Consider the following 25078-nt stretch of genomic DNA (forward strand, 5'->3'; position numbering starts at 1 on the left):
CCGGCCCAAGATGGTTTAGGCTTGCGCATTGCGCGCGGCGTGGCCGTGCGTGTCTGCGTCCATGACCTATTCCTTGCACACACTTCACAACACGGCGGCGCCAGAAGTGCCGCCCGTGCGCCAGCGCGCCTTGCGCTTCGCGCATGAAATCTCGCTCGTCGCGGGCTTTGCCCTCATGCTGTTCTGGCTGCTCGCGATGCTCAGCTACACGCCGTCCGATGCGGCGTGGTCCACGTCCGGTACAGGTGGCGTCGTCAAGAACTGGGGCGGCGCGCTGGGGGCATGGCTGGCCGACGCCAGCTACTACCTGGCCGGTTATTCGATTTGGTGGGCATTCGCGGCGTCGGTGCGCGTCTGGCTGTCGTCCCTTGCGCAGTGGCTGCGCGGTGGTCGGCCGCAGGGCGAGCCCGAACTGCCGCGCCTGAACCGCAGCCGGCTCATGTTCTGGCTGGGGTTGGTCCTGCTGCTGGTGGCCAGCGCCATGCTTGAATGGTCGCGGCTCTATCGCCTGGAGTTCCGGCTGCCCGGGCATGGCGGCGGTGTGCTGGGTTACCTCGTGGGGCCGGCCGGTGTGCGCTGGTTGGGGTTCACGGGCTCCGCGTTGGTGGCCATTGCGGCGGGTGTGATCGGCTCCGCCCTCGTCTTCCGTTTCTCCTGGGCCCAGGTGGCCGAGGCGATTGGCGCGCGCCTCTATTCGCTCTTCGAGCGGGGTCGCGAAAAGCGCGAACTCGCGCAGGACCTGGCCATGGGCCGGAAGGCGCGCCGTGAACGTGAAGAGGTGGCGGCCCACGACCGCGATGCGCCGTCACCTTCCGACGACAGGGAGCCTGCATTCGACGACGTGCCGCCGCCCGCGCCGCGCCGACGGGAGAAGGCAGCACCCGTGCAGATCGAACCTGCCGTGGCCGACGTGCCCAAGAGCGAGCGCGTGGTCAAGGAGCGCCAGAAGCCGCTGTTCAAGGAACTGCCCGACAGCAAGCTGCCGCAGGTGGACCTGCTCGACGCCGCCGCCGGCCGCCAGGAGACGGTGTCGCCCGAGACGCTGGAGATGACATCCCGCCTGATCGAGAAGAAGCTCAAGGACTTCGGCGTCGAGGTGCGCGTGGTGCTGGCCTCGCCGGGCCCGGTCATCACGCGTTACGAGATCGAGCCCGCCACCGGCGTGAAGGGCTCGCAGATCGTCAACTTGGCCAAGGACCTGGCGCGCTCGCTGTCGCTGGTGTCCATCCGCGTGATCGAGACGATCCCGGGCAAGAACTACATGGCGCTGGAACTGCCCAATGCCAAGCGGCAGTCGATCCGCCTGTCGGAGATCCTCGGCTCGCAGGTCTACCACGAGGCCAAGTCGATGCTGACCATCGGCCTGGGCAAGGACATCATCGGCAATCCCGTGGTGGCCGACCTGGCCAAGATGCCGCACGTGCTCGTGGCCGGTACCACGGGCTCGGGCAAGTCGGTGGGCATCAACGCGATGATCCTGTCGCTGCTCTACAAGGCCGAAGCGAGCGACGTGCGCGTGCTCATGATCGACCCCAAGATGCTGGAGATGTCGGTCTACGAAGGCATTCCGCACCTGCTGGCGCCGGTGGTCACCGACATGAAGCAGGCGGCCCACGGCCTCAACTGGTGCGTGGCCGAGATGGAGCGACGCTATAAGCTCATGTCCAAGCTGGGCGTGCGCAACCTGGCGGGCTACAACGCCAAGATCGACGAGGCCAAGTCGCGCGAGGAGTTCATCTACAACCCGTTCAGCCTGACGCCGGACGATCCCGAGCCGCTGCGCCGCGAGCCGCACATCGTGGTCGTGATCGACGAACTGGCCGACCTGATGATGGTGGTCGGCAAGAAGATCGAAGAGCTGATCGCCCGCCTGGCGCAGAAGGCCCGGGCGGCCGGCATCCACCTGATCCTCGCCACGCAGCGACCCAGCGTCGACGTGATCACCGGCCTGATCAAGGCCAACATTCCTACACGCATCGCCTTCCAGGTCAGCAGCAAGATCGACAGCCGGACCATCCTTGACCAGATGGGCGCCGAGGCGTTGCTGGGCATGGGCGACATGCTCTACATGCCGAGCGGCACCGGCTTGCCCATCCGTGTGCACGGCGCCTTCGTCAGCGACGACGAGGTGCACCGCGTGGTGGCCTACCTCAAGAGCCAGGGCGAGCCCGACTACATCGACGGCGTGCTCGAAGGCGGAACTGTGGATGGCGACGATGGTCCGATGGGTGAGGGCGGCGATGCCGGCGGCGAGAAAGATCCGATGTACGACCAGGCGGTCGAAGTCGTCCTCAAGCACCGCAAGGCCAGCATTTCGCTGGTGCAGCGCCACCTCAAGATTGGCTACAACCGCGCGGCGCGGCTGGTCGAGGACATGGAGAACGCGGGCTTGGTCAGTGCGATGAGCGGTGCGGGCCAGCGCGAGATCCTCGTGCCGGCGCGCAGCGAGTGAAAGGAACGGAATGCGGAAGTTGATGGTGGGCTGTGTCTTCGCGGCCATGGCATGTGGCGCGTGGGCCGGTGGTTTGGACAGCCTGGGTGCGTTTCTGAAAAGCGCGCGCTCCGGCAAGGCCGACTTCACACAGACGGTGACCGCCCCCCCGAAGGACGGTCAGCCCATGCGCGCCAAGACGTCCACCGGCACCTTCGAGTTCCAGCGGCCCGGCCAATTCCGCTTCGAATACCGCAAGCCCTTTGCGCAGACCATCGTGGCCGACGGCAAGACGCTGTGGCTCTATGACGCCGACCTCAACCAGGTGACGCAGCGCCCGCAGGCCCAGGCCCTGGGCTCCACGCCAGCGGCGCTGATCGCCTCGGCTGCCGACCTGCGTGCGCTGGAGGCTGACTTCACCCTGGCCGATGCGCCGGCGCGCGACGGCCTGCAATGGGTCAAGGCCACGCCCAAGTCACGCGATGCGCAACTGCAGAGCGTGGAGATCGGCTTTCAGGGCGATGCGCTGGCGGCCCTCGATATCCTGGACGCCTTCGGCCAGCGCTCGGTGCTGCGCTTTTCCAACGTGCAGGTCAATCCTTCGCTGCCCGTCGGCAGCTTCCAGTTCAAGCCGCCCGCGGGTGCCGACGTCGTCCGGCAGTGAGGCCGCGCTGACGGTCGGACAATCGGCGCATGGCCGATCTGTTTGATTCCCCTTCGCCTGCGGCGCCCCTTGCCGAGGCACTGCGCCCTGCCAGCCTCGACGAGGTCATCGGCCAGAGCCACCTGATCGGCCCCGGCCGCCCGCTGAGGCTGGCCTTCGAATCGGGCAAGCCGCATTCCATGATCCTGTGGGGTCCGCCCGGCGTGGGCAAGACCACGTTGGCGCGGCTCACAGCCAAGGCCTTCGGCTACGAGTTCATTGCGCTGTCGGCCGTGTTCTCGGGCGTCAAGGACATCCGCGCCGCCATGGAGCGGGCCGAGCAGCACTTGGCGCTGGGCCGCAAGACCATCCTCTTCGTCGACGAGATCCACCGCTTCAACAAGAGCCAGCAGGACGGCCTGCTGCCCTTCGTCGAATCGGGGCTGGTCACCTTCGTCGGCGCCACCACCGAGAACCCGTCCTTCGAGGTCAACTCCGCGCTGCTGTCGCGGGCCCAGGTCTACACGCTTCAGTCCCTCAGCGAGGACGAACTCCGTCAACTGGTTCGCCGTGCGCAGGAGAAGGTGCTGACCCACCTGGCTTTGAGCGATGCCGCCGTCGACACGCTGGTGGGCTATGCCGACGGCGATGCGCGCCGCATGCTTAACCTGCTGGAGCAGACCGACACCGCGGCGCGTGCCGCCGGGGTGGAGGAAGTGAAACCCGAGTTCCTGCAGAGCGCGCTCACGCTCAACGCCCGGCGGTTCGACAAGGGCGGCGACAACTTCTACGACCAGATCTCCGCCCTGCACAAGTCGGTACGCGGCTCACATCCCGATGCGGCGCTGTACTGGCTTACGCGCATGCTCGACGGCGGTGCCGATGCACGCTACCTCTCGCGGCGCATCGTCCGCATGGCCTGGGAGGACATCGGCCTGGCCGACCCGCGCGCGATGCAGGTGGCCAACGATGCCGCCACCACCTTCGAGCGGCTCGGCTCGCCCGAAGGCGACCTGGCCCTGGCCCAGGCCGTCATCTACCTGGCGATCGCGCCCAAGAGCAACGCGGGCTACAACGCCTACAACCAGGCGCGGGCCTTCGTGCGGCAGGACAAGTCGCGCGAAGTGCCCATTCATCTGCGCAACGCGCCCACCAAGCTGATGAAGTCCCTGGGCCACGGCAAGGCCTACCGCTACGCGCACGACGAGCCCGAAGCCTATGCGGCCGGCGAGACCTATTTGCCCGAGGGCATGGCCGAACCCCGTTGGTACCAGCCCGTGCCGCGTGGGCTCGAAACGAAGATCGCCGACAAGCTCGCCCACCTGCGGCAACTGGACGAACAGGCCCGCGAGGGCTGACACCGGCCTGACGTCGGCGCTCCGTCGAGCCACTCCAGGCTTGCGGAAAACCCCCACGCCGCCTGCACCAGATTGGCGCGGGGCCGTGTCTACAATCCCGCCCACTTCAACCCGCCTCCCACCCATGCTGGCGGGTTTTTTGCTACCTGAACCACGGCGCCAATCCGGTGCTCCGGCTTGGCAGAAGGCGTCCTCACCGGGACGCATAACAAAAGGGACCTCTCTTTATGGAAATATTGCTGCAGCAGATCATCAATGGTCTGGTTCTCGGCAGCATGTACGCCCTGATAGCCCTCGGCTACACCATGGTGTACGGCATCATCAACCTCATCAATTTCGCCCACGGCGAGGTCCTCATGGTCGGCGCATTGACCAGCTGGACCATCATCGGCTGGATGCAGTCGGCCATGCCGGGCACCCCCGGCTGGATCATCCTGATCCTGGCCACCCTGATCGCCTGCGTGGTGGCGGCCACCCTCAACTTCACCATCGAGAAGGTCGCCTACCGGCCGCTGCGCAACAGTCCCAAATTGGCCCCGCTGATCACGGCCATCGGCATGTCGATCCTGCTGCAGACGCTGGCCATGATCATCTGGCGGCCGACCAACAAGGCCTATCCGACGCTGCTGCCCAGCGACTCGGTGCACATCGCGGGGGCGGCCATCTCGCCGACGCAGATCATGATCCTGGTGGTCACCGCGATCTCGCTGGCGGTGCTGACCTGGCTGGTCAACTACACGCGGCTCGGCCGCGCCATGCGGGCCACCGCCGAGAACCCGCGCGTGGCCGCGCTCATGGGCATCCGGCCCGACACGGTCATCTCGGCCACCTTCATCATCGGTGCCGTGCTGGCGGCCATCGCGGGTGTCATGTATGCCTCCAACTATGGCATCGCGCAGCACGCCATGGGCTTCATTCCCGGCCTCAAGGCCTTCACGGCGGCCGTGTTCGGCGGCATCGGCAACCTGGCGGGCGCCGTGGTGGGCGGCCTGCTGCTGGGCGTGATCGAGGCCGTGGGCGCGGGCTACCTGTCCGACGTCACCGGCGGCGTGCTGGGCAGCCAGCACAGCGACATCTTCGCCTTCATCATCCTCATCATCACGCTGACCGTGCGGCCGTCCGGCCTGCTCGGCGAACGCGTGGCGGACCGGGCCTGACGGCCAAGGAGGCTCCATGAAGAATTCCAAGAACCTCGTCGTATTCCTGATCGCCGCCGTCGCGCTGCTGGCCTTCCCATTGCTGCTGCAGACGCAGGGCAATGCCTGGGTGCGCATCGTCGACATCGCGCTGCTCTACGTGATGCTGGCCCTGGGCCTGAACATCGTGGTGGGCTACGCCGGCCTGCTGGACCTGGGCTACGTCGCCTTCTTCGCCATCGGCGCGTACCTGTATGCGCTGCTCGGCTCCACGCAGCTGACCGATTCCTTCCCGGCGCTGCAGGCCATGTTCCCGAACGGATTCCACACCTCGCTGATCCTCGTGATTCCGGCGGCGCTGGTGCTGGCGGGCATCTTCGGCGCACTGCTCGGTGCGCCCACGCTCAAGCTGCGCGGCGATTACCTGGCCATCGTGACGCTGGGCTTCGGCGAAATCATCCGCGTGTTCATGAACACGCTGGACCATCCCTACAACATCACCAACGGTCCCAAGGGCATCAGCAGCATCGATCCGATCAGGATCTTCGGCCTGAACCTGGGCCGGCCGCTGAAGATCGGCGACTACACCATCTCTTCGGTGTCGTTGTACTACTACCTGTTCCTGGTGCTGGTCATCTTCACCGTCATCCTGTCGCACCGCCTGCAGAACTCGCGCGTGGGCCGTGGCTGGATGGCGATCCGCGAGGACGAGATCGCCGCCAAGGCCATGGGCATCAACACCCGCAACATGAAGCTGCTGGCATTCGGCATGGGTGCGAGCTTCGGCGGCGTCTCGGGTGCCATGTTCGCCGCCTTCCAGGGCTTCGTTTCGCCCGAGTCCTTCAGCCTGATGGAGTCGGTGATGATCGTCTCGATGGTGGTGCTCGGCGGCATCGGCCACCTGCCCGGCGTGATCCTGGGCGCCGTGCTGCTGGCGGCTCTGCCCGAGGTGCTGCGCTATGTTGCCGGTCCGCTGCAGGACATGACCGATGGCCGGCTGGATGCCTCCATCCTGCGCCAGCTCTTCATCGCGCTGGCCATGATCCTGATCATGCTGGTGCGTCCGCGCGGCCTGTGGCCGTCGCCGGAGCATGGCAAGTCGCTCAAGACCACGCCGCGTGCGCCCGATCCGATCGCCGGCTCGGCCCAGGCTGTCACGCCTGGCATCGACACGCCGGCCGAAGAGGTGCCTGGTGGCGCCAGCCGGCCGATGTCCATCAACCCCTGAGCCGACGGAAAGGACTCCTCCCATGGCAGACACCATCCTTCACGTGAAGGGCATCTCCAAGCGCTTCGGCGGGCTGCAGGCCCTGTCGGACGTGGGCATCCGCATCGAGCGCGGCCAGGTCTATGGCCTGATCGGCCCCAACGGCGCGGGCAAGACCACCTTCTTCAACGTCATCACCGGGCTGTACACGCCGGACAGCGGCAGCTTCGAGCTGGCCGGCAAGCCCTACCAGCCCACGGCGGTGCACGAAGTGGCCAAGGCCGGCATCGCGCGCACCTTCCAGAACATCCGTCTCTTCGCCGAGATGACGGCGCTGGAGAACGTGATGGTCGGCCGCCACGTGCGCACGCATTCGGGCGTGTTCGGCGCCATCTTCCGCACCTCGGGCTTCAAGGCCGAAGAGCGGGCCATCGCCGATCGCGCACGCGAGCTGCTCGACTATGTGGGCGTGGGCAAGTACGCCGACTTCAAGGCCCGCACGCTGAGCTACGGCGACCAGCGCCGCCTCGAGATCGCCCGGGCGCTGGCGACCGATCCGCAACTTATTGCCCTGGACGAACCCGCCGCCGGCATGAACGCCACCGAAAAGGTGCAGTTGCGCGAACTGATCGACCGCATCCGCAAGGACAGCCGCACGGTGCTCATCATCGAGCACGACGTGAAGCTCATCATGGGCCTGTGCGACCGCGTCACGGTGCTCGACTACGGCAAGCAGATCGCCGAAGGCACGCCGGCCGAGGTGCAGAAGAACGAGAAGGTGATCGAGGCCTACCTCGGCACCGGTGGACACTGAAAGGCCGCGCATGGCACAGACTCTGTTGAAAGTGAGCGGCCTGAAGGTCGCGTACGGCGGCATCCAGGCCGTCAAGGGCGTGGACTTCGAGGTGCGCGAAGGCGAGCTGGTCTCGCTGATCGGCTCCAACGGCGCCGGCAAGACCACCACCATGAAGGCCATCACCGGCACGCTGCCGGCGCTGGCTGGCGAGATCGAGTTCATGGGCAAGTCCATCAAGGGCCGTGGCGCCTGGGACCTGGTCAAGGAAGGTCTGGTGATGGTGCCAGAAGGCCGTGGCGTGTTCACCCGCATGACGATCACCGAGAACCTGCAGATCGGCGCCTACACGCGCAACGACAAGGCCGGCATCGCGCAGGACATCGACCGCGTCTTCACCACGTTCCCACGGCTGAAGGAGCGCGCCACGCAGCTGGCGGGCACCATGTCCGGCGGCGAGCAGCAGATGCTGGCGATGGGCCGTGCGCTGATGGCGCGGCCCAAGGTGCTGTTGCTGGACGAGCCCACCATGGGCCTGTCGCCCATCATGTGCGACAAGATCTTCGAGGTGGTCAAGCAGGTCTACGACCAGGGCGTCACGGTGCTGCTGGTGGAGCAGAACGCCAGTCGCGCGCTGCAGATCGCCGACCGTGGCTATGTGATGGAGTCGGGCCTGATCACCATGGATGGTGACGCCAAGGTGATGCTGAGCGACCCCAAGGTGCGCGCGGCCTACCTGGGCGAGTGACGTGGCAGGCGGCCCTGTGGGCCGCCACAGCCAGGAAAAGAAAACGGGCCGCGCTTTCGCCGGCCCGTTCTGCTTTGGAGGCGCACCGCCGGGGCGGCGGCAGGCGCTCAGTCCACCTTCGCGCCCGTGGCCTTCACCACCTGCTCGTATTTGGCCAGTTCGCTCTTCATGAAGGCACCGAACTGCTCCGGTGTGGTCGGCACCGGCTCGGCAAAGAGGGCGGCGAAGCGGGTCTTGGTCTCGGGCGCGTTCAGCGCGCCGACGAAGGCCTGGTTCAGCCGGTCGATCATGTCGCGCGGCGTGCCGGCCGGCGCCACCAGGCCCCACCAAGTGTCGATGGCAAAGCCCTTGAGCGTGTCCGCCACCGGCGGCACCTCCGGCAGGAAGGGGCTGCGCTGCAGCGTGGTCACGGCCAGGGCCTTGAGCTTGCCGCCCCGGATGTTGGGCGCGGCCGTGGCCAGGTTGTCGAAGTTGAAGTCGACCTGGCCACTCAGCAGCGCCAACTGGGCCGGATTGCCGCCGTTGTAGGGGATGTGCACGGCGAAGATGCCCGCCGCCTTCTTGAACATCTCTCCCGCCAGGTGGCCGGCGCTGCCGTTGCCGCCGCTGCCGTAGTTCAGCTTGGCCGGGTTGGCCTTGGCGTAGGCGATCAGGTCCTTGAGGCTGTTGATCTTCAGGCGCTGTGCCGTCTCGGCATTCATCACCAGCACGTTGGGCACTCGCACCATCTGGGTGATGGGCGCGAAGTCGGTGGCCGCGTTGTAGGGCATGCGGCTGTAGAGCCAGGGATTGACCGCGTTCGTCGCCGTGGCGGCGATGCCGATGGTCAGGCCGTCGGGTTGCGCCTTGGCCACCATGTCGGCGCCGATGTTGCCGCCCGCGCCCGGCTTGTTGTCGATGATGATCGGGCCGCCAAATGCGTCCTTGGCCCGCTCGGCCAGGGCACGTGCGGTCACATCGATGGGACCGCCCGCGGCATAGGGCACCACCAGGCGGATCGGCCGGCTGTCGGCGCGCGCCGCGAAGGGCAGAGCGGCGCTGGCGGCCAGCAGGGAGAGCACGGGGCGTCGGGTGATCAGGCGGGTCATGGTGTCTCTGGTTGTCTTGGGATCGGAAGGCCGCCTGCCGTCGGTCGACGGCAGGCGCGGCATGCGGCGGAGCAGGCGCTCAGGGTGCAGCCTTGTCCGCCTCGGAGGTGAAGGCGTCGGCGAAGAATTCCTCTTCGGGCAGTCCGCCCTGGGCCACATAGTCGCGCTGTGCCGACTGCACGACCACCGGCGCGCCGCAGGCATACACCTGGTGGCCGGAGAGGTCGGGCGTGTCCTCGAGCACTGCCTGGTGGACGAAGCCGGTGCGACCGGTCCAGTTGTCCTCGGGCACGGCATTGCTCACCACCGGCACATAGCGCAGCTGCGGCATCTCGGCCAGCTGCTCGCGGATCCAGCCGTCCATGTACAGGTCCTGCGGCCGGCGGCCGCCCCAGTACAGCGTGGCGGGCCGCTCGATGCGCTTGAACTTCATGTGCTCGATCAGCGCCTTGATGGGCGCGAAGCCGGTGCCCGAAGCGAGCAGCACGATGGGCTTGGTGCTGTCTTCGCGCAGGAAGAAGCTGCCGTAGGGGCCTTCGACGCGAAGGATCTCCTTCTCTTTCATCGCGCCGAACACATGGTCGGTGAACTTGCCGCCCGGCATGTGGCGGATGTGCAGCTCGATGCCCGTGCCCGGCTCGGCCAGCGTGTGCGGCGCATTGGCCATCGAGTAGCTGCGCCGCGCGCCGTCGCGCAGCAGGAATTCGACGTACTGCCCGGCATGGAACTTCATCGGCTCGCCGGCCGGCAACTGCAGGCGCAGCTGCATCACGTCGTGCGACAGGCGCACCAGTGTCTGCACCCGCACGGGCATCTTGCGGATGGGGAAGGCGTCGGCATCGACCACCTGACGCGATTCGAGCACCACATCGCTGGTGGCATGGGCGCGGCAGGTCAGGATGTAGCCGGCGGCGGCTTCCTCGGCGCTGAGGGCCTTGGACTGGTAGGCCTCCATCGTCACTTCGCCCGAGAGCTTCTTGCACTTGCAGGAGCCGCAGGCGCCGTCCTTGCAGCCGTAGGGCAGGCCGATGCCCTGGCGGATGCCGGCGGACAGGATGGATTCGCCGGCCTCGGCGTCGAAGCGGCGGCCACTGGGCTCCACGCTCACGGAGAACACGGTGTCGGACATGGGTGGGTATTCTTCGGGGGTTGTGCCGGCGCTGGCGCCGCGTGGGGCGGGCGCGGCCGGTCAAGACTGCGGAAAGCGTTCGATTTTGCCTTCAAACCGTCTTCCCCTCGGTGCGCTGCCGGCGCGCTTCCGCCGCATGCGGCTGCTCGTCGTCGGCTGCGGCGACGTGGGCCAGCGGGCGCTGCGCCAGCTCGGCGGGCGGATGCGCGTGCTGGCACTGACCTCCTCGCCCGAGCGGGTGCCGGCCCTGCGCGCGGCGGGCGCCGTTCCGCTGGTGGGCGACCTGGACCGGCCTGCCACGCTGCGCCGCCTGGCTGGGCTGGCGCCCCGTGTGCTCCATTTGGCGCCGCCGCCGCGCGAGTCCGGGGCGGGTGACGACCGCGACAGCCGCACCCGCGCGCTGCTGCAGGCGTTGGCCCGAAGCGGCGCGGTGGCCGCGCCGGACGTGCTGGTCTACGGCTCCACCACCGGCGTGTACGGCGATTGCGGCGGTGACTGGATCGACGAGACCCGTCCGGTCGCGCCCGCCACGGCACGCGGCCGGCGTCGCGTCGATGCGGAACGTGCGGTGCGCGAGGCCGGCACGCGCGGCCTGCGCGCCAGCATCCTGCGCATCCCGGGCATCTATGCGCCCGACCGGCCAGCGGGCACGCCGCGCGAGCGCCTGCTGCGCGGCACGCCCGCCCTGCGCGCGGAAGACGACGTCTACACGAACCACATCCATGCCGACGACCTGGCGCGCGCCTGCATTGCCGGGCTCTTCCGGGGCCGGCCGCAGCGCGTCTACCACGCGAGCGACGACACGCAGTTGCGCATGGGCGAGTACTTCGACCTGGCGGCAGACCTCTTTGGCCTGCCCCGGCCGCCGCGGCTGTCGCGTACCGAGGCGGTCGCGCAGCTGTCGCCCATGCAGATGAGCTTCATGAGTGAGTCGCGGCGGCTGCGAAACCGGCGGCTCAAGCAGGAACTGCGGGTGCGGCTGGCCTGGCCCGACGTGGCCCGGGGCCTCCAGGGCAGCGCCTCGTAGCTTTCGCAGGCGGCGCACTGGACAGGGACGCCGCCATGGTTCGCCTGCCGCGGATCGGTCACGCGCGCCGGCTGCCCACCGGCACCAGGCCGCGGCGCTCGATGGGCGTGGAGAACACGATCGAGGTCCGCGTCTCGCCATAGCCGTTGATCGTGCCCAGGAAGCGTTCGAGCTCGGGCAGGCTGGGCGCGACCACGGTCATCAGGTAGGAGTCGGCGCCCGCCACGTGATGGCACTCCAGCACTTCCGCGGCGGTGCGCAGCCGCTCCAGGAAGGCCTTCTTGCCCGGCTGATGGACCGTGATGCCCACCATCGCCTTGACCGGGTAACCAGCGAGCGCCGGCTCCAGCTCGGCGCCGATGCGTCGCACCACGCCGGACTCCTGCAGGCGCCTGAGCCGTTCCGCCGTGGCGGCGACGGAAAGGCCGGCCTGCTCGGCCAGGCTCTTCAGCGGCGCGCGGCCTTCCTGCTGCAAGGCGCCGAGCAGCAGCCAGGCGGTGTCGTCGAGCGGGTCGGTGGATGTTCTGGCCATCGGTGCATTGGGCCGTAAAAGGAGTGCGAAATCAAACCTGGTGCCGGAAATATCGGCTGGGACTGCCGACGCCGACGTCGGATGATCGTTGTCGACCCGACTCGGAGATTCCCATGGCCGACATCCAGAACTACGGCAGCTTCCTCATCGCCATCCTGATTTTCCAGGCCGTCCCGGGCGCGGGCACCGTCGCCATCCTCGACGCCACTGCGCGCGGCGGGGTGCGTGCCGGCATGGCCTGCGTGGGGGGCACGTTGGCGGGCGACGCGCTGTTCATGGCCGGCGCCGCACTGGGGCTTGCTGCGCTGCTGCAGGCGAGTCCGGCGCTCTTCGGTGCCCTGCAGCGGGTGGGCGCGGGCTATCTGCTGTGGATGGGCTGCGGCATGCTGCGTTCGACCGCTTGCGTGACGGCCACCGCGACCGAGGTGCCACGCAGCCCGCGCGCGTATGCCTGGCGGGCCTTCGCCATCAGCCTGGCCAATCCCAAGGTGATGCTGTTCTTCGTGGCCTTCTTCCCGCTCTTCATCGCGCCGGGCGCCTCGGCGGCCACCCTGCCGCTCATGATGCTGCACGTGACCGTGCTGAGCCTGTTCTGGCAGGGACTGCTGGTGCTGCTGGGTCGCCAGGTGGCGCGGCGGCTCGTCCATCGGCCGGCCGCGCGCCGGCTGGCGGCACGGCTGGCGGGCTTTGTGCTGGTCGGCCTGGGACTGCGGCTGGCCGTCGGGCTGCGATGAACGAGGCCGGGTGCCTTGGTCAGGGCGCCTTGGCCACATGGCCGTAGCAGGCCTTGAGCTTTTCCCAGTCGTAGAAGTGCTGCGTGCCCGCTGCCCGGGCGCCGTCGCAGCCGGCCTTGAAGTCGGTCTCGCGCTCGTTGTAGAGCATCTTCACCAGCAGCGCGCCGGCGCTGTTGCGGTACACGTCCCATTGCATGTTGGCGGCCATGGGCGACACGTATTCGCCGCGCCACGGGTTGTTCGTCCAGCCGTAGGTCTGTGCCACCGGCACCTGCTGCAGCACGTTCTTCAGACCCATGCGCGAGGCGAAGGGAATCATGATCTCGGCATGGGCGAAGCGCAGCTTGGCCGCATGCGACAGGTCACCGCGAGCGATGGCGTCCACCTCGTTGAACAGGTCGTCCACCAGGATCTGGGCCATCTTGTAGGTGGCCTCGCCCTTCTCCGTGATGCCGGGGCCCTTGTCGTAGAAGTCGGAGGTGTCGTTGGCCTCGGCGAAGAACTTGGCCTGCGCCGCCGGCATGTAGGGCGTGAAGTCCACGCCCGCCTCGGCTTTCATGGCAGGCGCAATGACGTAGAGCTCGTAGAGCAGAGCGCCGGCATCGCCCAGTGTCTTGATGGTGGTCTTGCCGTCGCCCGACAGCGTGCTGCTGAACTTGCCGTCGCTGCTGGTGTAGGTGTAGCTCCCACTGTTGGCGAAGCTGTAGCTGCCGTTGTCGATCTTGTCGACGAAGGCCGCGGTGAACAGGCGCAGCAGCAGCGTGCGGCCTGCCGAACGGGCCGCGTCGCTGGAGAACAGCCCCGCCTGCTTGGCCAGCAGGTCGGCATCCGAAGACTTGTACTTCTGGTAGGTCTGGCTGTCCTGATAAGTGACGTAGCGCGGGTCGGCCGTGTTGCTCACCAGGTCTGTGGCCTTGACCAGCTTGTGGAAGTACAGCAGGAAGCGGTCGGTGCCGGCCGGCTGTGCAACCGCATTGCCGTTGTCCGGATAGGGCGCTGGTGCCGGCGGGTAGCTCACCAGGCTGGCGAGTGCGGGTTGTGCGCTCTTGAGGGACTGCACGAAGAAGTTGCCGCTGTCCACGGCCCGGTCGACGCCCGAGGTGACGGTGACGATCTGGCGCGGTGCGCTGCTGGCGGCATCGCCCACCTGCTTCCAGAGTGCGCTTTGCCGTTGCAGCATTCGCTTTGCAAGGAGCGTGTGCTCCTGGATGCCCGCCTGCGTCTCGTTGCCGTAGCCAGGCGTGGAAATGCCGGCCACGCCGTAACCGAGCAGGAAGTTGGCCTTCATGATGGCCAGCACATCCGCGCCCAGCTGCTGGCCCAGCGGCGTCAGCGCGCCGTCGGCCTTCGCCTTGGCCCACATGTTGTAGACGGCCAGGTCGTACTTGAGGCTGGACAGGCCGCGCGAGCCGTGCCGCGCCACCATCTGCACCGCGACCGCACTGAAGCCGGCCGGCGGTGCTTCGTAGGTGGAGACGTCCTGCTGGGGACGGTAGGGTGCCTTTGTCTGGTAGAAGCGATCGGTCAGGGCGGCAGCGGCCAGCGTGGTGCGCAGGTCGGCGTTGGTGTCCGCCTCGGCGAGTGCATGTCCGATCCGGGTCAGCGTGTCGTCCGAGCCGGCCTGGAGTGCCGCCTTGTCCGTGGCATCCGCTTCATGGTTGAAGTCCGTCAGCAGCTTCGCCGCCGGCACGCCGGTGGCCAGGGCCACTTTGGCCACGGCCGCGGCAAAGTCCATTCCGGTTTCCATCTCGGCCACGACCGAGGTGGACAGGGCGGAAACCACACCGGGTGCCTCCTTCGGCGCGCGCAGCACCAGCCGCTGCGCGACAGGTGTGGCAGTACCGGTGCTCGGGTCGTACTCGATGGTGGCGGTGCCGAGCTCCGCGACCACCGCGCCCTGCCCGGCAAGGACAAAGCGGCCATCGTTGTCCGTGATTGCCACGGGCTCGCCCTCGTCGCAGTGCAGGTTGGCATTGGTGTCCACGCACACCTTGGCATTGCGGAAGTAGCTGCCGACCACCACGCCGGAGGTGCTGACGGGGCCGGCGCTCTGTCCGGGCGTGGCTGCGCTGGCTGTGGCGGCCGTGCTGCCGGCTGCATTGAAGGTGACGTTGTCGTGCCCGCCGCCGCACGCGGCAAGCAGGAGGGCCAGGGCCGAGGCCGCGCCAGTGGCCAGGGGAGGAAGACGCATGTTGTCGTGCCTAGTGGCGTCCAGAAAAGGGAAGCCGACCATAGGCAGCGTTGATGACGGCCGCGTGACGCGCCGCACCAGGGCGTCACGCGTTCATGTCTGACGCCCGGGCCTTGCCCGCGGCCCGGCATTCAGGAGGGCGGAACTCGGCCCAGTGTCGACAGTGCCTCTGCGTCCGTGCGGTACTGCGCGAACAATGGCCCCGGGGCGAGCAGACCGGCGCGCTCCAGCACCTGCTGCGCGGGCAGCTTGAGGCCCGAGAGGTGCAGCATCACGCCGCGGCTTTCCAGCAGCCGGCGGATGCTGCCGAAGACTTCCGCGCCGGTCAGGTCCACGCGGTTGATGGGCTGGGCGAACAGGCACACGTGGCGCAGGGCCGGATGACGCGCGAGCGCCTCGGTGATGTGGCGTTCCAGTGTGCTGGCCGAGGCGAAGTCCAGCTCCGCATCCATGCGCAGCGCATACAGGTCGGGTGCCAGCGGCGGCAGGTGCCACAGGTGACGGTCGCGCAGGCTGCCGTCCGCGTGCAGTCCCACCTCGATGATGCGCGGGTGCAGGTGGCGGTACATGTAGTGCGACAGCGCCGCCAGCAGCCCGCCCAGCACGCCCCAGTAGATGGACGGCGCCGTCGCGATGGTCAGCACAAAGGTGCCGAAGGCGATGCCAGCCTCGATGCGCGAGATGCGCCACAGCTGCACGAAGGACCGCGGCTTGAGCAGCCCGATGGTGGCCGTCGCCACAATGGCCGCCAGAACGGCCTGCGGCACGTGGTAGAGCAGCGGCATGGCCCACAGCAGCGCCACCGCCACCACCGCCACGTTGAAGAGCGTGGCCCACTGCGTCTGCGCGCCGGCGTACAGCGTGATGGCCGAGCGCGAGAAGGACGAGCTGGTCGGAAAGCTGCCGGTGAGACCGGAGGCCACCTTGGCCAGGCCCTGGCCGATCAGATCCTGGTTCTCGTTCCAGAGCTTGCCCGCGCGGGCGTTGTCCACCTTGGCGCTGGAGGCCGTCTCCAGAAAGCTCACCAGCGTGATCAGGAAGGCCGGCAGCAGCAGCGTGCCCAGTTCGTGCCAGCCCGGCGCCTGTGGCAGGTAGAAGCCGGGCAGGCCGCCTGGCAACTGGCCGACCACGGCGCCGCCGCCCAGCGCATAGCCCAGCAGTGCACTGATCAAGGCGGTGCCGGCCACCAGCAGCATGGTCGTCGGCATGCGCGGCGACAAGCGCTTGCCGAAGAACAGCAGCGCCATGCTGCCCAGGCCGAAACCGATGGCGATGAAGTCCGGCGGCGGGCCCTGCATCACCTGCAGCGGCGTGCGGCCGGTGTAGCCCAGCAGCGCCGGCAGCTGCGACAGCGTGATCAGCACCGCCGCGCCCTGGGTGAAGCCCATCAGCACCGGGGAATTGACCAGCCGCAGCAGCCAGCCGAAGCGCGCCGCGCCCAGCAGGATCTGCATCGCGCCCGACAGCAGGGTGAGCCACACCGCCAGCGACACCCATTCGGCGCTGCCCGGCACGGCCATGGGCGCCAGCGTCGCGCCCACCAGCAGGCTGGTCAGCGCGGTGGGCCCCACCGACAGCCGCGCCGACGAGCTGAACAGCACCGCGATCAGTGCCGGCAGCAGCGCCGCATAGATGCCCGTGACCAGCGGCATGCCTGCCAGCGCCGCATAGGCCACGCCCTGCGGGATCACCATCAGGGCCACCGTGATGCCCGCCAGCGCCTCGCTGACCAACAGACCGCGCGTGGGGTGGGGCCAGTTCAGGAAGGGCAGCCACTGCTTCAGGACGCGGGCCCGGCCTGTGGGTTGGGAGGCTGGCGAGGGGGAGTCGGGGAGGTCGGGATCGGCAGGTGCAGTCATGAAGCGGGCACCGTGCTCAGGCGACGGTGGCGCGCGATTGTCCGCCCACTGGCCTGCAGATCGGCGTCATCCGGGTGTCGGCCGCTGCCTGCGCAGCGCGGCTGCTCAGGGCGCCGTGCAGCTGTCGTCGAGTCCGGCCACGCCGGCCAGCTTGCGCCAGCTGGAGCGCTGCTCCAGGCAGCTCTTCTGCCGGGCCTGCGCCGCCTGGGCCTGTGCCTGCTGGGCGGCCTGTGCGCGCTGCGCCTGCAACTGCGCCACGCGCTCCTTGATGCGGGGCATGGCGGCCAGGGCCGCCTTCTCGCCTTCGAGGATGGCATTGGCCCGCTGGGTGAAGTCGGCGGCGCCGATGTCCAGCACGGCCGGCCGGATGGTCACGTCCGCCCTGGCCAGCTCGGCATGGCCCAGCTTTTGGCCCATGATGGCGATCGACTGGCCCACGGTGCCCAGCAGGTCGCCCGGCGCACGCCCACGGGCCTTGCTGGAGATGTCGACGGCGATGACGACGTCCGCGCCGAGTTGCCGGGCCGCATCCACGGGCACGGGGCTGACCACGCCGCCGTCGACATAGTGGTACTTGCCGATGGCCACCGGCTGGAACACGCCCGGAACGCTGCTGGAAGCCCGCACCGCCTGGCCGGTGTTGCCGCGGGCGAAGACGGTGCGCTCGCCGTCCTCCAGCCGCGTGGCCACGGCCACGAAGGGCTTGGCCAACTGCTCCAGGGGCTTGTTGTGAACCTGGGCGTTGACGTAGTCCTCCAGCTTCTGGCCCAGCACCAGGCCGCCGGACGAGAACTGCAGGTCGCGGATGCTTGCCTCGTCGAGTGCGACGGCCTTCTGCTGCAGTTCGAAGGCGTTCATGCCGCTGGCATACAGCGCGCCGACCACGCTGCCGGCGCTGGTGCCGGCCACCACGGCAGGTGCGAGGCCGTTGGCTTCCAGCATCTTGATCACGCCGATATGCGCAAAGCCTTTGGCGGCTCCGCCGCCAAGGGCGATGCCGATGCGGATGGGGGCACTGCTGCCGGCGGGGGCGGGAGAGGCCGCCGTACTGGGCGCGGCGCTAGTCGCAGCTGCGGGCGTGCGAGGCGCGCTGCCGCAGCCGGCAAGTGCCGCCAGGCCGAGGGCCACGATGGGCCGCCACCCGCGGATGCGGGCGCGGCGGGAAAGGGAAGAAGAAAGTCCTGCTGTCATCGGAAAGGACGGAGTGTGACAGCGGCGAAAAGTGCCCGGCCCGCGGCGCACGGGACACGGGACACGGGACCCCCGCGGCATCTCTTCTGGCTCCCTCTCCCGCGAGCGGAGAGGGGCTCATGCATCAGCCCGCGATGTGCCGCGCCACGGCCTCGCCCAGTTCCGTCGTGCTGGCCTGCCCACCCAGATCGGGCGTGCGCGGTCCTTCGCGCAGCACCGCCTCGATGGCCGCCAGGATGGCGTCGTGCGCCTGCCGGCAGGCGCCTTCGCCGCGGCCCAGGAAGTCCAGCATCAGCGCGCCCGACCAGATCATGGCGATCGGGTTGGCGATGTTCTTGCCATAGATGTCCGGCGCCGAGCCGTGCACCGGCTCGAACAGCGAGGGGAAGGTGCGGTCCGGGTTCAGGTTGCCCGAGGGCGCCAGGCCGATGGTGCCGGTGGTGGCCGGGCCCAGGTCCGACAGGATGTCGCCGAACAGGTTGGTGGCCGCCACCACATCGAAGCGGCCCGGCTGCAGCACGAAGCGCGCGGACAGGATGTCGATGTGCTGCTTGTCCAGCGCCACCTCCGGATAGGCCTTCTTCACCTCGTCGGCCTGCTTGTCCCACCAGGGCATGCTGATGGCGATGCCGTTGCTCTTGGTGGCCAGGGTGACGTGTTTGCGGGGGCGCGATTGCGCCAGCTCGAAGGCGAACTTGAGCAGCCGCTGCGCGCCGACGCGGGAGTAGACCGACTCCTGGATCACCATCTCGCGCTCCGTGCCCTCGTACATCACGCCGCCCAGCGAGGTGTATTCGCCTTCGGTGTTCTCGCGCACCACGAAGTAATCGATGTCGCCCGGCTTGCGGCCGGCCAGCGGGCAGGGCACGCCCTCGAACAGGCGCACCGGGCGCAGGTTCACGTACTGGTCGAACTCGCGGCGGAACTTCAGCAGCGAACCCCACAGCGACACATGGTCCGGCACGGTGGCCGGCCAGCCCACGGCGCCGAAGAACAGGGCGTCCATGCCTTGCAACTGGGCCTTCCAGTCGTCCGGCATCATCTTTCCGTGCGCGGCGTAGTAGTCGCAGCTGGCCCATTCGAAGTGGCTGTACTCGATGGCGATGCCGAAGCGCTGTGCGGCAGCGTCCAGGGCGCGCAGGCCCTCGGGCATGACTTCCTTGCCGATGCCATCGCCGGGCAGGACGGCGATGCGGAAGGGACGGGTTGGGGTGCCTGCGGCCATGGTGGGTCTCCAGATGCGGGAAGGGAAGGAATGGCGTGCATTCTCGTTGCGCACGCTATTCATACAATCCTGCATCCGTGAAGACATTGGCCACGAATCGTGAGCAATATCCCCGCCAATGAAGACCTGCGCGTCTTCCTCATCGTGGCCCGCCAGTCCAGCTTTGCAGCGGCGGCCGAGCAACTGGGCGTCTCGACCGCCTATGTCAGCAAGCGCATCCGGGTGCTGGAAGAGACGCTGGGCGTGCGCCTGCTGCACCGCACGACGCGCCGCGTGAGCGTGACCGACCAGGGCGAGCGCGTCTTCCACTGGGCGCAGCGCGTGCTCGACGACGTGGAGCAGCTGATGCAGGAGGTGGCCGTCACCCGTGGCGAGCCGCGGGGCCTGCTGCGCATCAGCAGCAGCTTCGGTTTCGGTCGTCGGGTGGTGGCGCCGATGCTGTCGGCCATGGCGCGCCGGCATCCGGGCCTGCAGGTGCGGCTGGAGGTGCTGGACCGGCTGGTGGACGTGGCCGCCGAAGGCTACGACGTGGATGTGCGCGTGGGGGACGAGATCGCGCCGCACCTCATCGCCCGCCGGCTGGCGTCCAACCACCGCGTGCTGTGCGCCGCGCCCGCCTACCTGGCCCGTCGCGAGCCGCCGCGCACCCTGCAGGACCTGGCCAGCCACGACTGCCTGGTGATCAAGGAGCGCGACCATCCCTTCGGCGTGTGGCGGCTGCGCGCCGGCGCGCAGGAGGAGGCGGTGAAGGTCACCGGCCCGCTGTCGTCCAACCATGGCGAGGTGGCGGTGCAATGGGCCGTGGACGGCCACGGCGTGGTGCTGCGCTCGCTGTGGGATGTGGCACCGCTGCTGGCCGACGGTCAACTGGTGCAGCTGCTGCCCGAATGGCGGCAGGAGGCCAACGTCTGGGCCGTCTACCCCGAGCGCCTCGCCAGCTCAGCCAAGGTGCGGGTCTGCGTCGAGTACCTGATCGAGGCTTTCGCTGAGGTCAGCGCCGCCGATGCTGGAAGGCCGTCGGCGACTTCCCCGTCGCCTGCTTGAACATGGCGCAGAAGGCGCTGTCTGTGGCATAGCCGCAGGCGTCGGCCACCTGGCTCACGGCCATGCCGCGGGCCAGCAGCGGCAGCGCATGGGCCAGCACCGCCTGCTGGCGCCAGGCCTGCCAGCTCATGCCCAGTTGGTCGCGGAACAGGCGCGCGACGGTGCGCTCGCTGGCGCCGATGCCGCGGGCGCGCTCGGCCAGCGTGGCGCGGTCGTCGGGCGCGCGCAGCACCGCCTCGCACAGCTGGCGCAGGCGCTTGTCCTGCGGCAGCGGCACGTCGATGCGGATCTGCTGCGCGCGCTCCAGCTCGTCCACCAGCAGCGGGGCGATCCAGCGCTCGCGCTGCGGCGAGGCGGGGTCGGCGGGCGGCAGGCCGTCCGGCGTGGTGTCCAGCGCCAGCATCAGGGCGCGCAGCAGCGGGCTGATCTCCAGCACCTCGCAGCGCGCCCAGTCCGGGCCCAGCCAGCGGTGCAGGTAGACGGTGCGCAGCTCGGCATCTTCCACCAGCGTGATGCTGTGCGGCACATCGGCCGGCACCCAGAGCGCGCGCGAGGGCGGGATGATGTAGCTGCCATCCCGCGTCGAGAGCCGGATCACGCCGCGGGTGGAGAAGGTGAGCTGCGGCCAGGGATGGGTGTGGGGCTCGACCTGGGTGTCGGCCGAGAGGAAATGCTCCTTGGCCCGCAATGGCCGCACGGCGTCGGGTGCGTAGAGGTGCGGCGTGAGCGGGCCCACGCTGTGGGCGAGGGCGGCCGGGGCCGTCGCGGAGAGCACATGGCGCGTGCCGGACGAGCGCCGTTTCCGGGCGGGGAAGGCCGCGGCCGGGGCCGCTTCGGCAGGCGTTGCAAGATCTGGCATGTTCTCGACAGAGGTTGGCAGGGTGTCGGCATTCTGCCGTTTTCCGCCGCCTACCATGGCGGGGCGCTGCGGGGCCCGGGTCGGGTGACGCAGCCGCTTCCTCCAACGACAAGAAACCCGCCTGCCGCGTCCCCGGGACGCGCGGCCCGCTGCCATGACCACTGCTTCCTCGTCGCCCTCCGGCGGCTCAACGTCCCTGCGCTCCGATGCCACCCTCATCGGCTTGGTGGGCCTGGCGCATGCCATCAGCCATTTCAGCCAGTTGATCCTGCCGCCGCTCTTCCCCTGGCTGAAGGACGCCTTCGGCGTCAGCTACACCGAGCTGGGTGCGGTGCTGACCGTGTTCTTCGTCACCTCCTGTGCGGTACAGGCGGGCTCGGGCTTCATCGTCGACAAGCTGGGGCCGCGGCCGGTGCTCTTCGTGGGGCTCGGCTGCCTGGGGCTGGCGGCCTTCGGGTACGCCATGGCGCCCAACTACTGGGGCCTGGTCGGGAGCGCCATCGTGGCGGGCGTGGGTAATGGCGTCTTCCACCCGGTCGACTACACCCTGTTCAACCGCAAGGTGGCGCCCACCCGCCTGGGCCATGCCTACAGCGTGCACGGCATCACCGGCAGCCTGGGCTGGGCGCTGGCGCCGGCTTTCGTGGTGCCGCTGGCCATTGCCTTCTCCTGGCGCGTGGCGCTGGCCAGCGCCGGTGCCCTGGCCCTGACAGTGCTGGTGGTGCTGTGGTTCGGCCGCGCCGCGCTGGCGCTGGACGTCAAGGCGGTGCAGAAAGCGACGGGCCAGGGTCCGGGCAGCGAAGGCGCCTTCGCCTTCCTGCGCATCCCGGCGGTGTGGATGTGCTTCGGCTTCTTCTTTTTCTACGCCATGGTCATCAGCGTGGTGCAGACCTTCGCGCCCCAGGCTGCCGGCCGGCTGCACGAGGTGCCGGTGGCGCTGGTGGCCATCTGCGTGACGGTGTACATGGTGGCCAGCTCAGTGGGCATGGTGCTGGGCGGCTTCCTGGCCTCGGACCCGACGCGCTGCGAGCGCATCGTGGGGGCGGGCTTCGGTATCGCCGCCGTGCTGGCGCTGGTGCTGGGCCTGGCGAGCTTTCCGCCCGCGGTGGTGCCGGTGCTGTTCGGCGCCATGGGCTTCGCCTCGGGCATCGCCGGCCCCTCGCGCGACCTGATCGTCAAGCGTTCGACGCCGGCCAATGCCAGCGGGCGGGTCTACGGCGTGGTGTACGCGGGCCTGGACATCGGCCAGGCGGTGGCGCCGCTGATCTTCGGCCGCCTGATGGACGCCGGCCAGTACACCAGCGTGATCCTGGGGCTGGCGATGGTGCAGGCCGTGCTGATCGCCAGCGCTTTCAATGTGCGCCGGGCGCGGCGCGAGCTGCTGACGCCGGCTTCGGCCTGACTTTCCCGCGCCACGGGTCGGCAGTGCAGGCCGCAGGAACACGGCGAGGACTTCCAGGCCGCCGCCGACCGATCCGCCGTGCCGTCGCTGTCGCGCTTTCGCCCGACACCGGGCGACGGCACTCAGAGGATCTCCAGCACCACCTCCTTGGGCCGGCACAGCCGCGTGCCCTTCGGCGTGACCACCAGCGGGCGGTTGATGAGCACCGGGTGGGCCAGCATCGCATCCAGCAACGCCTCGTCGCTGCGGGCGGGATCGAGCAGGCCGAGTTCGGCGGCCAGCGCCTCCTTCTCGCGCAGCACGCCCCGTACGCCGAGGCCGCTGTCCGCACACAGGCGCCGCAGCGTGTCGCGGTCGGGCGGTGTCTTCAGGTAGTGGATGACCGTGGGCTCGATGCCCCGCTCGCGCAGCATCGCCAGCGTGTTACGCGAGGTGCCGCAGGCGGGGTTGTGATAGATCGTGGCGTCGTTGCTTGGCATCCGGGAATTATTCCCACCATACTGGCCGGATGCGCTGCCGACCTCTCCTGCTTCTGCTGCTTGGGCCCGCGGCGATGGCCGCGGTGCCCACGGTCGTGGCGCAGCCGCGGGGCGATGGAGCCGCCGTGGCATCGATGGTGGCGGCCGAGCGGCTCGCCCAGGCCATCGTCCGGATGGCCGCGCTGCGCAGCGACGACCATCTGCTCGACCTGGGCACGGCAGAAGGCCGCGTGGTCGTGGCCGCGGCGCTGGCCGGTGCGCGCGCCACCGGCGTCGAGACCGAACCCGAGCTGCTCGACCGCGCCCGCCAGCGCGCGGCCCAGGCGGGCGTGGCGGACCGGGTCGTGTTCCGCGAGGAAGACCTCCTGCGCACGCGCCTCACCGGCGCCAGCGTCATCGTGATGCACCTGCCGCCCGAATCGCAGCAGCAGTTGCGTCCGGCGCTGCTGCGTCTGGCGCCGGGCACGCGGGTGATCTCCGACACGGACGGGTTGTCCGGCTGGCCGGCCGAGCAGACGCAGACCGTGGAGCTGCCCGACCGCAGTCCCGGCCGTCTACGGACGCAGCGCATCTCTCTCTGGCGCGTGCCGGCACCGGTCGAAGGCGCATGGTGCGCGCCGGGCGGCTTCCAGCTCAGCTTTCGTCAGTCGATGCTGGCGTACCAGGCCACCTTCGCGCGCGGCGCCGGGACCCCCGTGCAGTGGCGCGGCCGCATCGACGGCGCGAGCCTGCCGCCGCCGGTCGGTGGCCAACTGCGGCCCTGGCTGATCTGGAGCGACGGCCAGTTGCTGGTGCGGCGCGGCATTCCAGGACTGCCGGACGGCATCCGCCTCGCGCGGCGGCCCGCTGCCGGCTGCCCGTCCTGAGCCCGCCTGTCCCGCTGGGGTACGCATGCTTGCAAGTGGTGAGCCGGTGCGCGCACCAGCCCGGACAATGCCGCCATGAGTCCCCGCTACTGGTTGATGAAGTCGGAGCCCGACGAATGCTCCATCGATGACGCCCTGACCGCGCCTTTGCAGACCGTACCCTGGACGGGCGTGCGCAACTACCAGGCGCGCAACTTCATGCGCGATGCGATGCAGGTTGGCGATGGCGTGCTCTTCTACCACTCCAGCTGCCCGCAGCCGGGTGTGGCCGGCATCGCCCGCGTGGCCTCGGGCGTGCGGCCCGACCCGACGCAGTTCGATGCGGCCTCGCCGTACCACGACGCTGCCTCCAAGCCCGATGCGCCGCGCTGGCTGCTGCTGGACGTGCAGGCGGTGCGCAAGACGCGGCTGCTCGGCCTGCCCGAACTGCGCGCCGAGCCGGCACTTGCCGACATGCTGCTGCTGCGCAAGGGCAACCGGCTGTCGATCACGCCGGTCACGCCGGCCGAGTGGGCGGCCGTGCTGGCGCTGGCGGATCGCTGAGCCGACGCAAGGCTCGGGCGGCCCGCCGCCAGGCCGCCCCGCGACTGCGCGCCCTCAGGCGGCCAGCAGCGCGTCCAGCCGCGAAAGTCCGGCGATGGTCTTCACGCAGGCCTCGGCGGCTTCGGTGCCCTTGACCGCGAAGTGGCGGTGGAAGTACTTGCGGTGCTCGATGTGCTCGTGGAAGTGGTGCGGCGTGAGCACGGCCGAGATCATCGGCACCTCGGTCTCCAGTTGCACCTGCATCAGCGACTCGACCACGGTGCTGGCCACGAACTCGTGGCGGTAGATGCCGCCGTCGACCACCAGCGCGCAGCACACCACCGCGGCATAGCGGCCGCTTCGAGCCAGGCGTTTGGCATGCAGGGGAATCTCGAAGGCGCCGGGGACGTCGAAGATGTCGATCTGCGAGGCGGGCACGCTCAGGCGTTCCATCTCGGCGAGGAAGGCGTCGCGCGCCTGGTGGACGATGTCTGCATGCCACTGGGCCTCGACCAGCGCGATGCGCCGGTCGCCCAGGGCGGGCAGGATCTGGAGGGGAAGGTCGTTGAGCTGACTCATGGTGTTACCTTTGAACAAAGGGTGGGCCTGAATCA

22 protein-coding genes and 1 pseudogene are annotated in these 25078 nt (G+C 69.1%); 13 read left to right on the forward strand and 10 right to left on the reverse strand.

The genetic code is table 11. The annotated features are described in order from the left end of the window. Window positions 1-61 precede the first annotated feature (61 nt). From ACT54X_RS06630 to ACT54X_RS06660, 7 genes are all read left to right on the forward strand, one after another. Window positions 62-2452: a DNA translocase FtsK gene (locus ACT54X_RS06630; RefSeq protein ID WP_476345678.1), complete on the forward strand. Its 2391-nt coding sequence runs from the start codon at window positions 62-64 to the stop codon at window positions 2450-2452. 10 nt (window positions 2453-2462) lie between these two features. After that, window positions 2463-3095, forward strand: coding sequence for an outer membrane lipoprotein periplasmic chaperone LolA (lolA, locus tag ACT54X_RS06635; RefSeq protein ID WP_476345680.1), 633 nt, complete (start codon window positions 2463-2465; stop codon window positions 3093-3095). A 29-nt stretch (window positions 3096-3124) separates the two neighbouring features. Beyond that, window positions 3125-4432 carry a replication-associated recombination protein A gene (locus ACT54X_RS06640; protein WP_476345682.1) on the forward strand — a complete coding sequence of 436 codons (1308 nt, stop codon included), beginning with the start codon at window positions 3125-3127 and terminating at the stop codon, window positions 4430-4432. A 227-nt stretch (window positions 4433-4659) separates the two neighbouring features. Continuing rightward, the gene (locus ACT54X_RS06645) at window positions 4660-5589 is read left to right on the forward strand and encodes a branched-chain amino acid ABC transporter permease (RefSeq protein ID WP_043118477.1); all 930 of its coding nucleotides are present in this window, start codon (window positions 4660-4662) and stop codon (window positions 5587-5589) included. 16 nt (window positions 5590-5605) lie between these two features. Next, a complete protein-coding gene (locus tag ACT54X_RS06650) occupies window positions 5606-6796 on the forward strand; it encodes a branched-chain amino acid ABC transporter permease (RefSeq protein ID WP_476345684.1) in 1191 nt (396 codons plus the stop codon). A gap of 22 nt (window positions 6797-6818) precedes the next feature. After that, window positions 6819-7589, forward strand: a complete 771-nt coding sequence (locus ACT54X_RS06655) for an ABC transporter ATP-binding protein (RefSeq protein ID WP_076508902.1) — start codon at window positions 6819-6821, stop codon at window positions 7587-7589. A 10-nt stretch (window positions 7590-7599) separates the two neighbouring features. Further along, complete coding sequence (locus ACT54X_RS06660) at window positions 7600-8316, forward strand: ABC transporter ATP-binding protein (protein WP_234194907.1); 717 nt, start codon at window positions 7600-7602, stop codon at window positions 8314-8316. 107 nt (window positions 8317-8423) lie between these two features. Here the strand turns inward: ACT54X_RS06660 and ACT54X_RS06665 are convergent, their stop codons facing one another. Both ACT54X_RS06665 and ACT54X_RS06670 read right to left on the reverse strand, forming a co-directional pair. Beyond that, window positions 8424-9404: a Bug family tripartite tricarboxylate transporter substrate binding protein gene (locus tag ACT54X_RS06665; protein ID WP_476345686.1), complete on the reverse strand. Its 981-nt coding sequence runs from the start codon at window positions 9402-9404 to the stop codon at window positions 8424-8426. Window positions 9405-9483: 79 nt separating this feature from the next. After that, on the reverse strand, window positions 9484-10533 hold the full coding sequence (locus tag ACT54X_RS06670) for a CDP-6-deoxy-delta-3,4-glucoseen reductase (protein ID WP_294370338.1): 1050 nt from the start codon (window positions 10531-10533) through the stop codon (window positions 9484-9486). An 85-nt stretch (window positions 10534-10618) separates the two neighbouring features. Here ACT54X_RS06670 and ACT54X_RS06675 point away from each other — a divergent pair, with 85 nt between their 5' ends. Continuing rightward, the gene (locus tag ACT54X_RS06675; protein WP_294370336.1) at window positions 10619-11560 is read left to right on the forward strand and encodes an SDR family oxidoreductase; all 942 of its coding nucleotides are present in this window, start codon (window positions 10619-10621) and stop codon (window positions 11558-11560) included. A 58-nt stretch (window positions 11561-11618) separates the two neighbouring features. Here the strand turns inward: ACT54X_RS06675 and ACT54X_RS06680 are convergent, their stop codons facing one another. After that, a complete protein-coding gene (locus tag ACT54X_RS06680) occupies window positions 11619-12092 on the reverse strand; it encodes an Lrp/AsnC family transcriptional regulator (protein WP_294370335.1) in 474 nt (157 codons plus the stop codon). 113 nt (window positions 12093-12205) lie between these two features. On the opposite strand from ACT54X_RS06680, the gene ACT54X_RS06685 reads away from it, so the two are divergent. After that, window positions 12206-12826, forward strand: coding sequence for a LysE family translocator (locus tag ACT54X_RS06685; protein WP_294370334.1), 621 nt, complete (start codon window positions 12206-12208; stop codon window positions 12824-12826). Window positions 12827-12845: 19 nt separating this feature from the next. Here the strand turns inward: ACT54X_RS06685 and ACT54X_RS06690 are convergent, their stop codons facing one another. The 4 genes from ACT54X_RS06690 to ACT54X_RS06705 form a co-directional block, all read right to left on the reverse strand. Continuing rightward, a complete protein-coding gene (locus tag ACT54X_RS06690; RefSeq protein WP_476346081.1) occupies window positions 12846-14501 on the reverse strand; it encodes a histidine-type phosphatase in 1656 nt (551 codons plus the stop codon). Between the two features lie 647 nt (window positions 14502-15148). Then, on the reverse strand, window positions 15149-16876 hold the full coding sequence (locus ACT54X_RS06695) for a SulP family inorganic anion transporter (protein WP_294370332.1): 1728 nt from the start codon (window positions 16874-16876) through the stop codon (window positions 15149-15151). Between the two features lie 105 nt (window positions 16877-16981). Then, the gene (locus ACT54X_RS06700; protein WP_294370331.1) at window positions 16982-18067 is read right to left on the reverse strand and encodes a patatin-like phospholipase family protein; all 1086 of its coding nucleotides are present in this window, start codon (window positions 18065-18067) and stop codon (window positions 16982-16984) included. A 124-nt stretch (window positions 18068-18191) separates the two neighbouring features. Further along, complete coding sequence (locus ACT54X_RS06705) at window positions 18192-19292, reverse strand: tartrate dehydrogenase (protein ID WP_294370330.1); 1101 nt, start codon at window positions 19290-19292, stop codon at window positions 18192-18194. Between the two features lie 99 nt (window positions 19293-19391). On the opposite strand from ACT54X_RS06705, the gene ACT54X_RS06710 reads away from it, so the two are divergent. Further along, on the forward strand, window positions 19392-20336 hold the full coding sequence (locus tag ACT54X_RS06710) for a LysR family transcriptional regulator (RefSeq protein ID WP_017758801.1): 945 nt from the start codon (window positions 19392-19394) through the stop codon (window positions 20334-20336). Here the strand turns inward: ACT54X_RS06710 and ACT54X_RS06715 are convergent. After that, entirely contained in the window at window positions 20284-21195 is a 912-nt protein-coding gene (locus ACT54X_RS06715; RefSeq protein WP_294370326.1) for an AraC family transcriptional regulator, read from the reverse strand. The genes ACT54X_RS06710 and ACT54X_RS06715 overlap by 53 nt on opposite strands. Before the next feature lie 154 nt (window positions 21196-21349). Between ACT54X_RS06715 and ACT54X_RS06720 the strand changes: the two genes are divergently transcribed. Beyond that, window positions 21350-22597: an MFS transporter gene (locus ACT54X_RS06720; protein WP_294370324.1), complete on the forward strand. Its 1248-nt coding sequence runs from the start codon at window positions 21350-21352 to the stop codon at window positions 22595-22597. Window positions 22598-22722: 125 nt separating this feature from the next. Here the strand turns inward: ACT54X_RS06720 and arsC are convergent. Beyond that, window positions 22723-23076: pseudogene (gene arsC, locus ACT54X_RS06725) on the reverse strand (arsenate reductase (glutaredoxin)); the annotation flags it as partial. A gap of 29 nt (window positions 23077-23105) precedes the next feature. Between arsC and ACT54X_RS06730 the strand changes: the two are divergent. Together ACT54X_RS06730 and ACT54X_RS06735 are read left to right on the forward strand one after the other, a co-directional pair. Further along, window positions 23106-23942 carry an SAM-dependent methyltransferase gene (locus ACT54X_RS06730; RefSeq protein WP_294370322.1) on the forward strand — a complete coding sequence of 279 codons (837 nt, stop codon included), beginning with the start codon at window positions 23106-23108 and terminating at the stop codon, window positions 23940-23942. Window positions 23943-24017: 75 nt separating this feature from the next. Then, window positions 24018-24485, forward strand: coding sequence for an EVE domain-containing protein (locus tag ACT54X_RS06735; protein WP_294370321.1), 468 nt, complete (start codon window positions 24018-24020; stop codon window positions 24483-24485). A 54-nt stretch (window positions 24486-24539) separates the two neighbouring features. On the opposite strand, the gene ACT54X_RS06740 is transcribed toward ACT54X_RS06735, so the two are convergent. Then, window positions 24540-25043 carry a 6,7-dimethyl-8-ribityllumazine synthase gene (locus ACT54X_RS06740; protein WP_294370319.1) on the reverse strand — a complete coding sequence of 168 codons (504 nt, stop codon included), beginning with the start codon at window positions 25041-25043 and terminating at the stop codon, window positions 24540-24542. Between the last annotated feature and the right edge of the window lie 35 nt (window positions 25044-25078).

Source organism: Pseudacidovorax sp. DMC4 (assembly GCF_056314265.1).

Coding starts and splice junctions, on each gene's coding strand:
- ACT54X_RS06630 (WP_476345678.1), top strand. CDS start 62: ATGACCTATTCCTTGCACACACTTCACAACACGGCGGCGCCAGAAGTG.
- lolA (WP_476345680.1), top strand. CDS start 2,463: ATGCGGAAGTTGATGGTGGGCTGTGTCTTCGCGGCCATGGCATGTGGC.
- ACT54X_RS06640 (WP_476345682.1), top strand. CDS start 3,125: ATGGCCGATCTGTTTGATTCCCCTTCGCCTGCGGCGCCCCTTGCCGAG.
- ACT54X_RS06645 (WP_043118477.1), top strand. CDS start 4,660: ATGGAAATATTGCTGCAGCAGATCATCAATGGTCTGGTTCTCGGCAGC.
- ACT54X_RS06650 (WP_476345684.1), top strand. CDS start 5,606: ATGAAGAATTCCAAGAACCTCGTCGTATTCCTGATCGCCGCCGTCGCG.
- ACT54X_RS06655 (WP_076508902.1), top strand. CDS start 6,819: ATGGCAGACACCATCCTTCACGTGAAGGGCATCTCCAAGCGCTTCGGC.
- ACT54X_RS06660 (WP_234194907.1), top strand. CDS start 7,600: ATGGCACAGACTCTGTTGAAAGTGAGCGGCCTGAAGGTCGCGTACGGC.
- ACT54X_RS06665 (WP_476345686.1), bottom strand. CDS start 9,404: ATGACCCGCCTGATCACCCGACGCCCCGTGCTCTCCCTGCTGGCCGCC.
- ACT54X_RS06670 (WP_294370338.1), bottom strand. CDS start 10,533: ATGTCCGACACCGTGTTCTCCGTGAGCGTGGAGCCCAGTGGCCGCCGC.
- ACT54X_RS06680 (WP_294370335.1), bottom strand. CDS start 12,092: ATGGCCAGAACATCCACCGACCCGCTCGACGACACCGCCTGGCTGCTG.
- ACT54X_RS06685 (WP_294370334.1), top strand. CDS start 12,206: ATGGCCGACATCCAGAACTACGGCAGCTTCCTCATCGCCATCCTGATT.
- ACT54X_RS06695 (WP_294370332.1), bottom strand. CDS start 16,876: ATGACTGCACCTGCCGATCCCGACCTCCCCGACTCCCCCTCGCCAGCC.
- ACT54X_RS06700 (WP_294370331.1), bottom strand. CDS start 18,067: ATGACAGCAGGACTTTCTTCTTCCCTTTCCCGCCGCGCCCGCATCCGC.
- ACT54X_RS06705 (WP_294370330.1), bottom strand. CDS start 19,292: ATGGCCGCAGGCACCCCAACCCGTCCCTTCCGCATCGCCGTCCTGCCC.
- ACT54X_RS06715 (WP_294370326.1), bottom strand. CDS start 21,195: ATGCCAGATCTTGCAACGCCTGCCGAAGCGGCCCCGGCCGCGGCCTTC.
- ACT54X_RS06720 (WP_294370324.1), top strand. CDS start 21,350: ATGACCACTGCTTCCTCGTCGCCCTCCGGCGGCTCAACGTCCCTGCGC.
- ACT54X_RS06730 (WP_294370322.1), top strand. CDS start 23,106: ATGCGCTGCCGACCTCTCCTGCTTCTGCTGCTTGGGCCCGCGGCGATG.
- ACT54X_RS06735 (WP_294370321.1), top strand. CDS start 24,018: ATGAGTCCCCGCTACTGGTTGATGAAGTCGGAGCCCGACGAATGCTCC.
- ACT54X_RS06740 (WP_294370319.1), bottom strand. CDS start 25,043: ATGAGTCAGCTCAACGACCTTCCCCTCCAGATCCTGCCCGCCCTGGGC.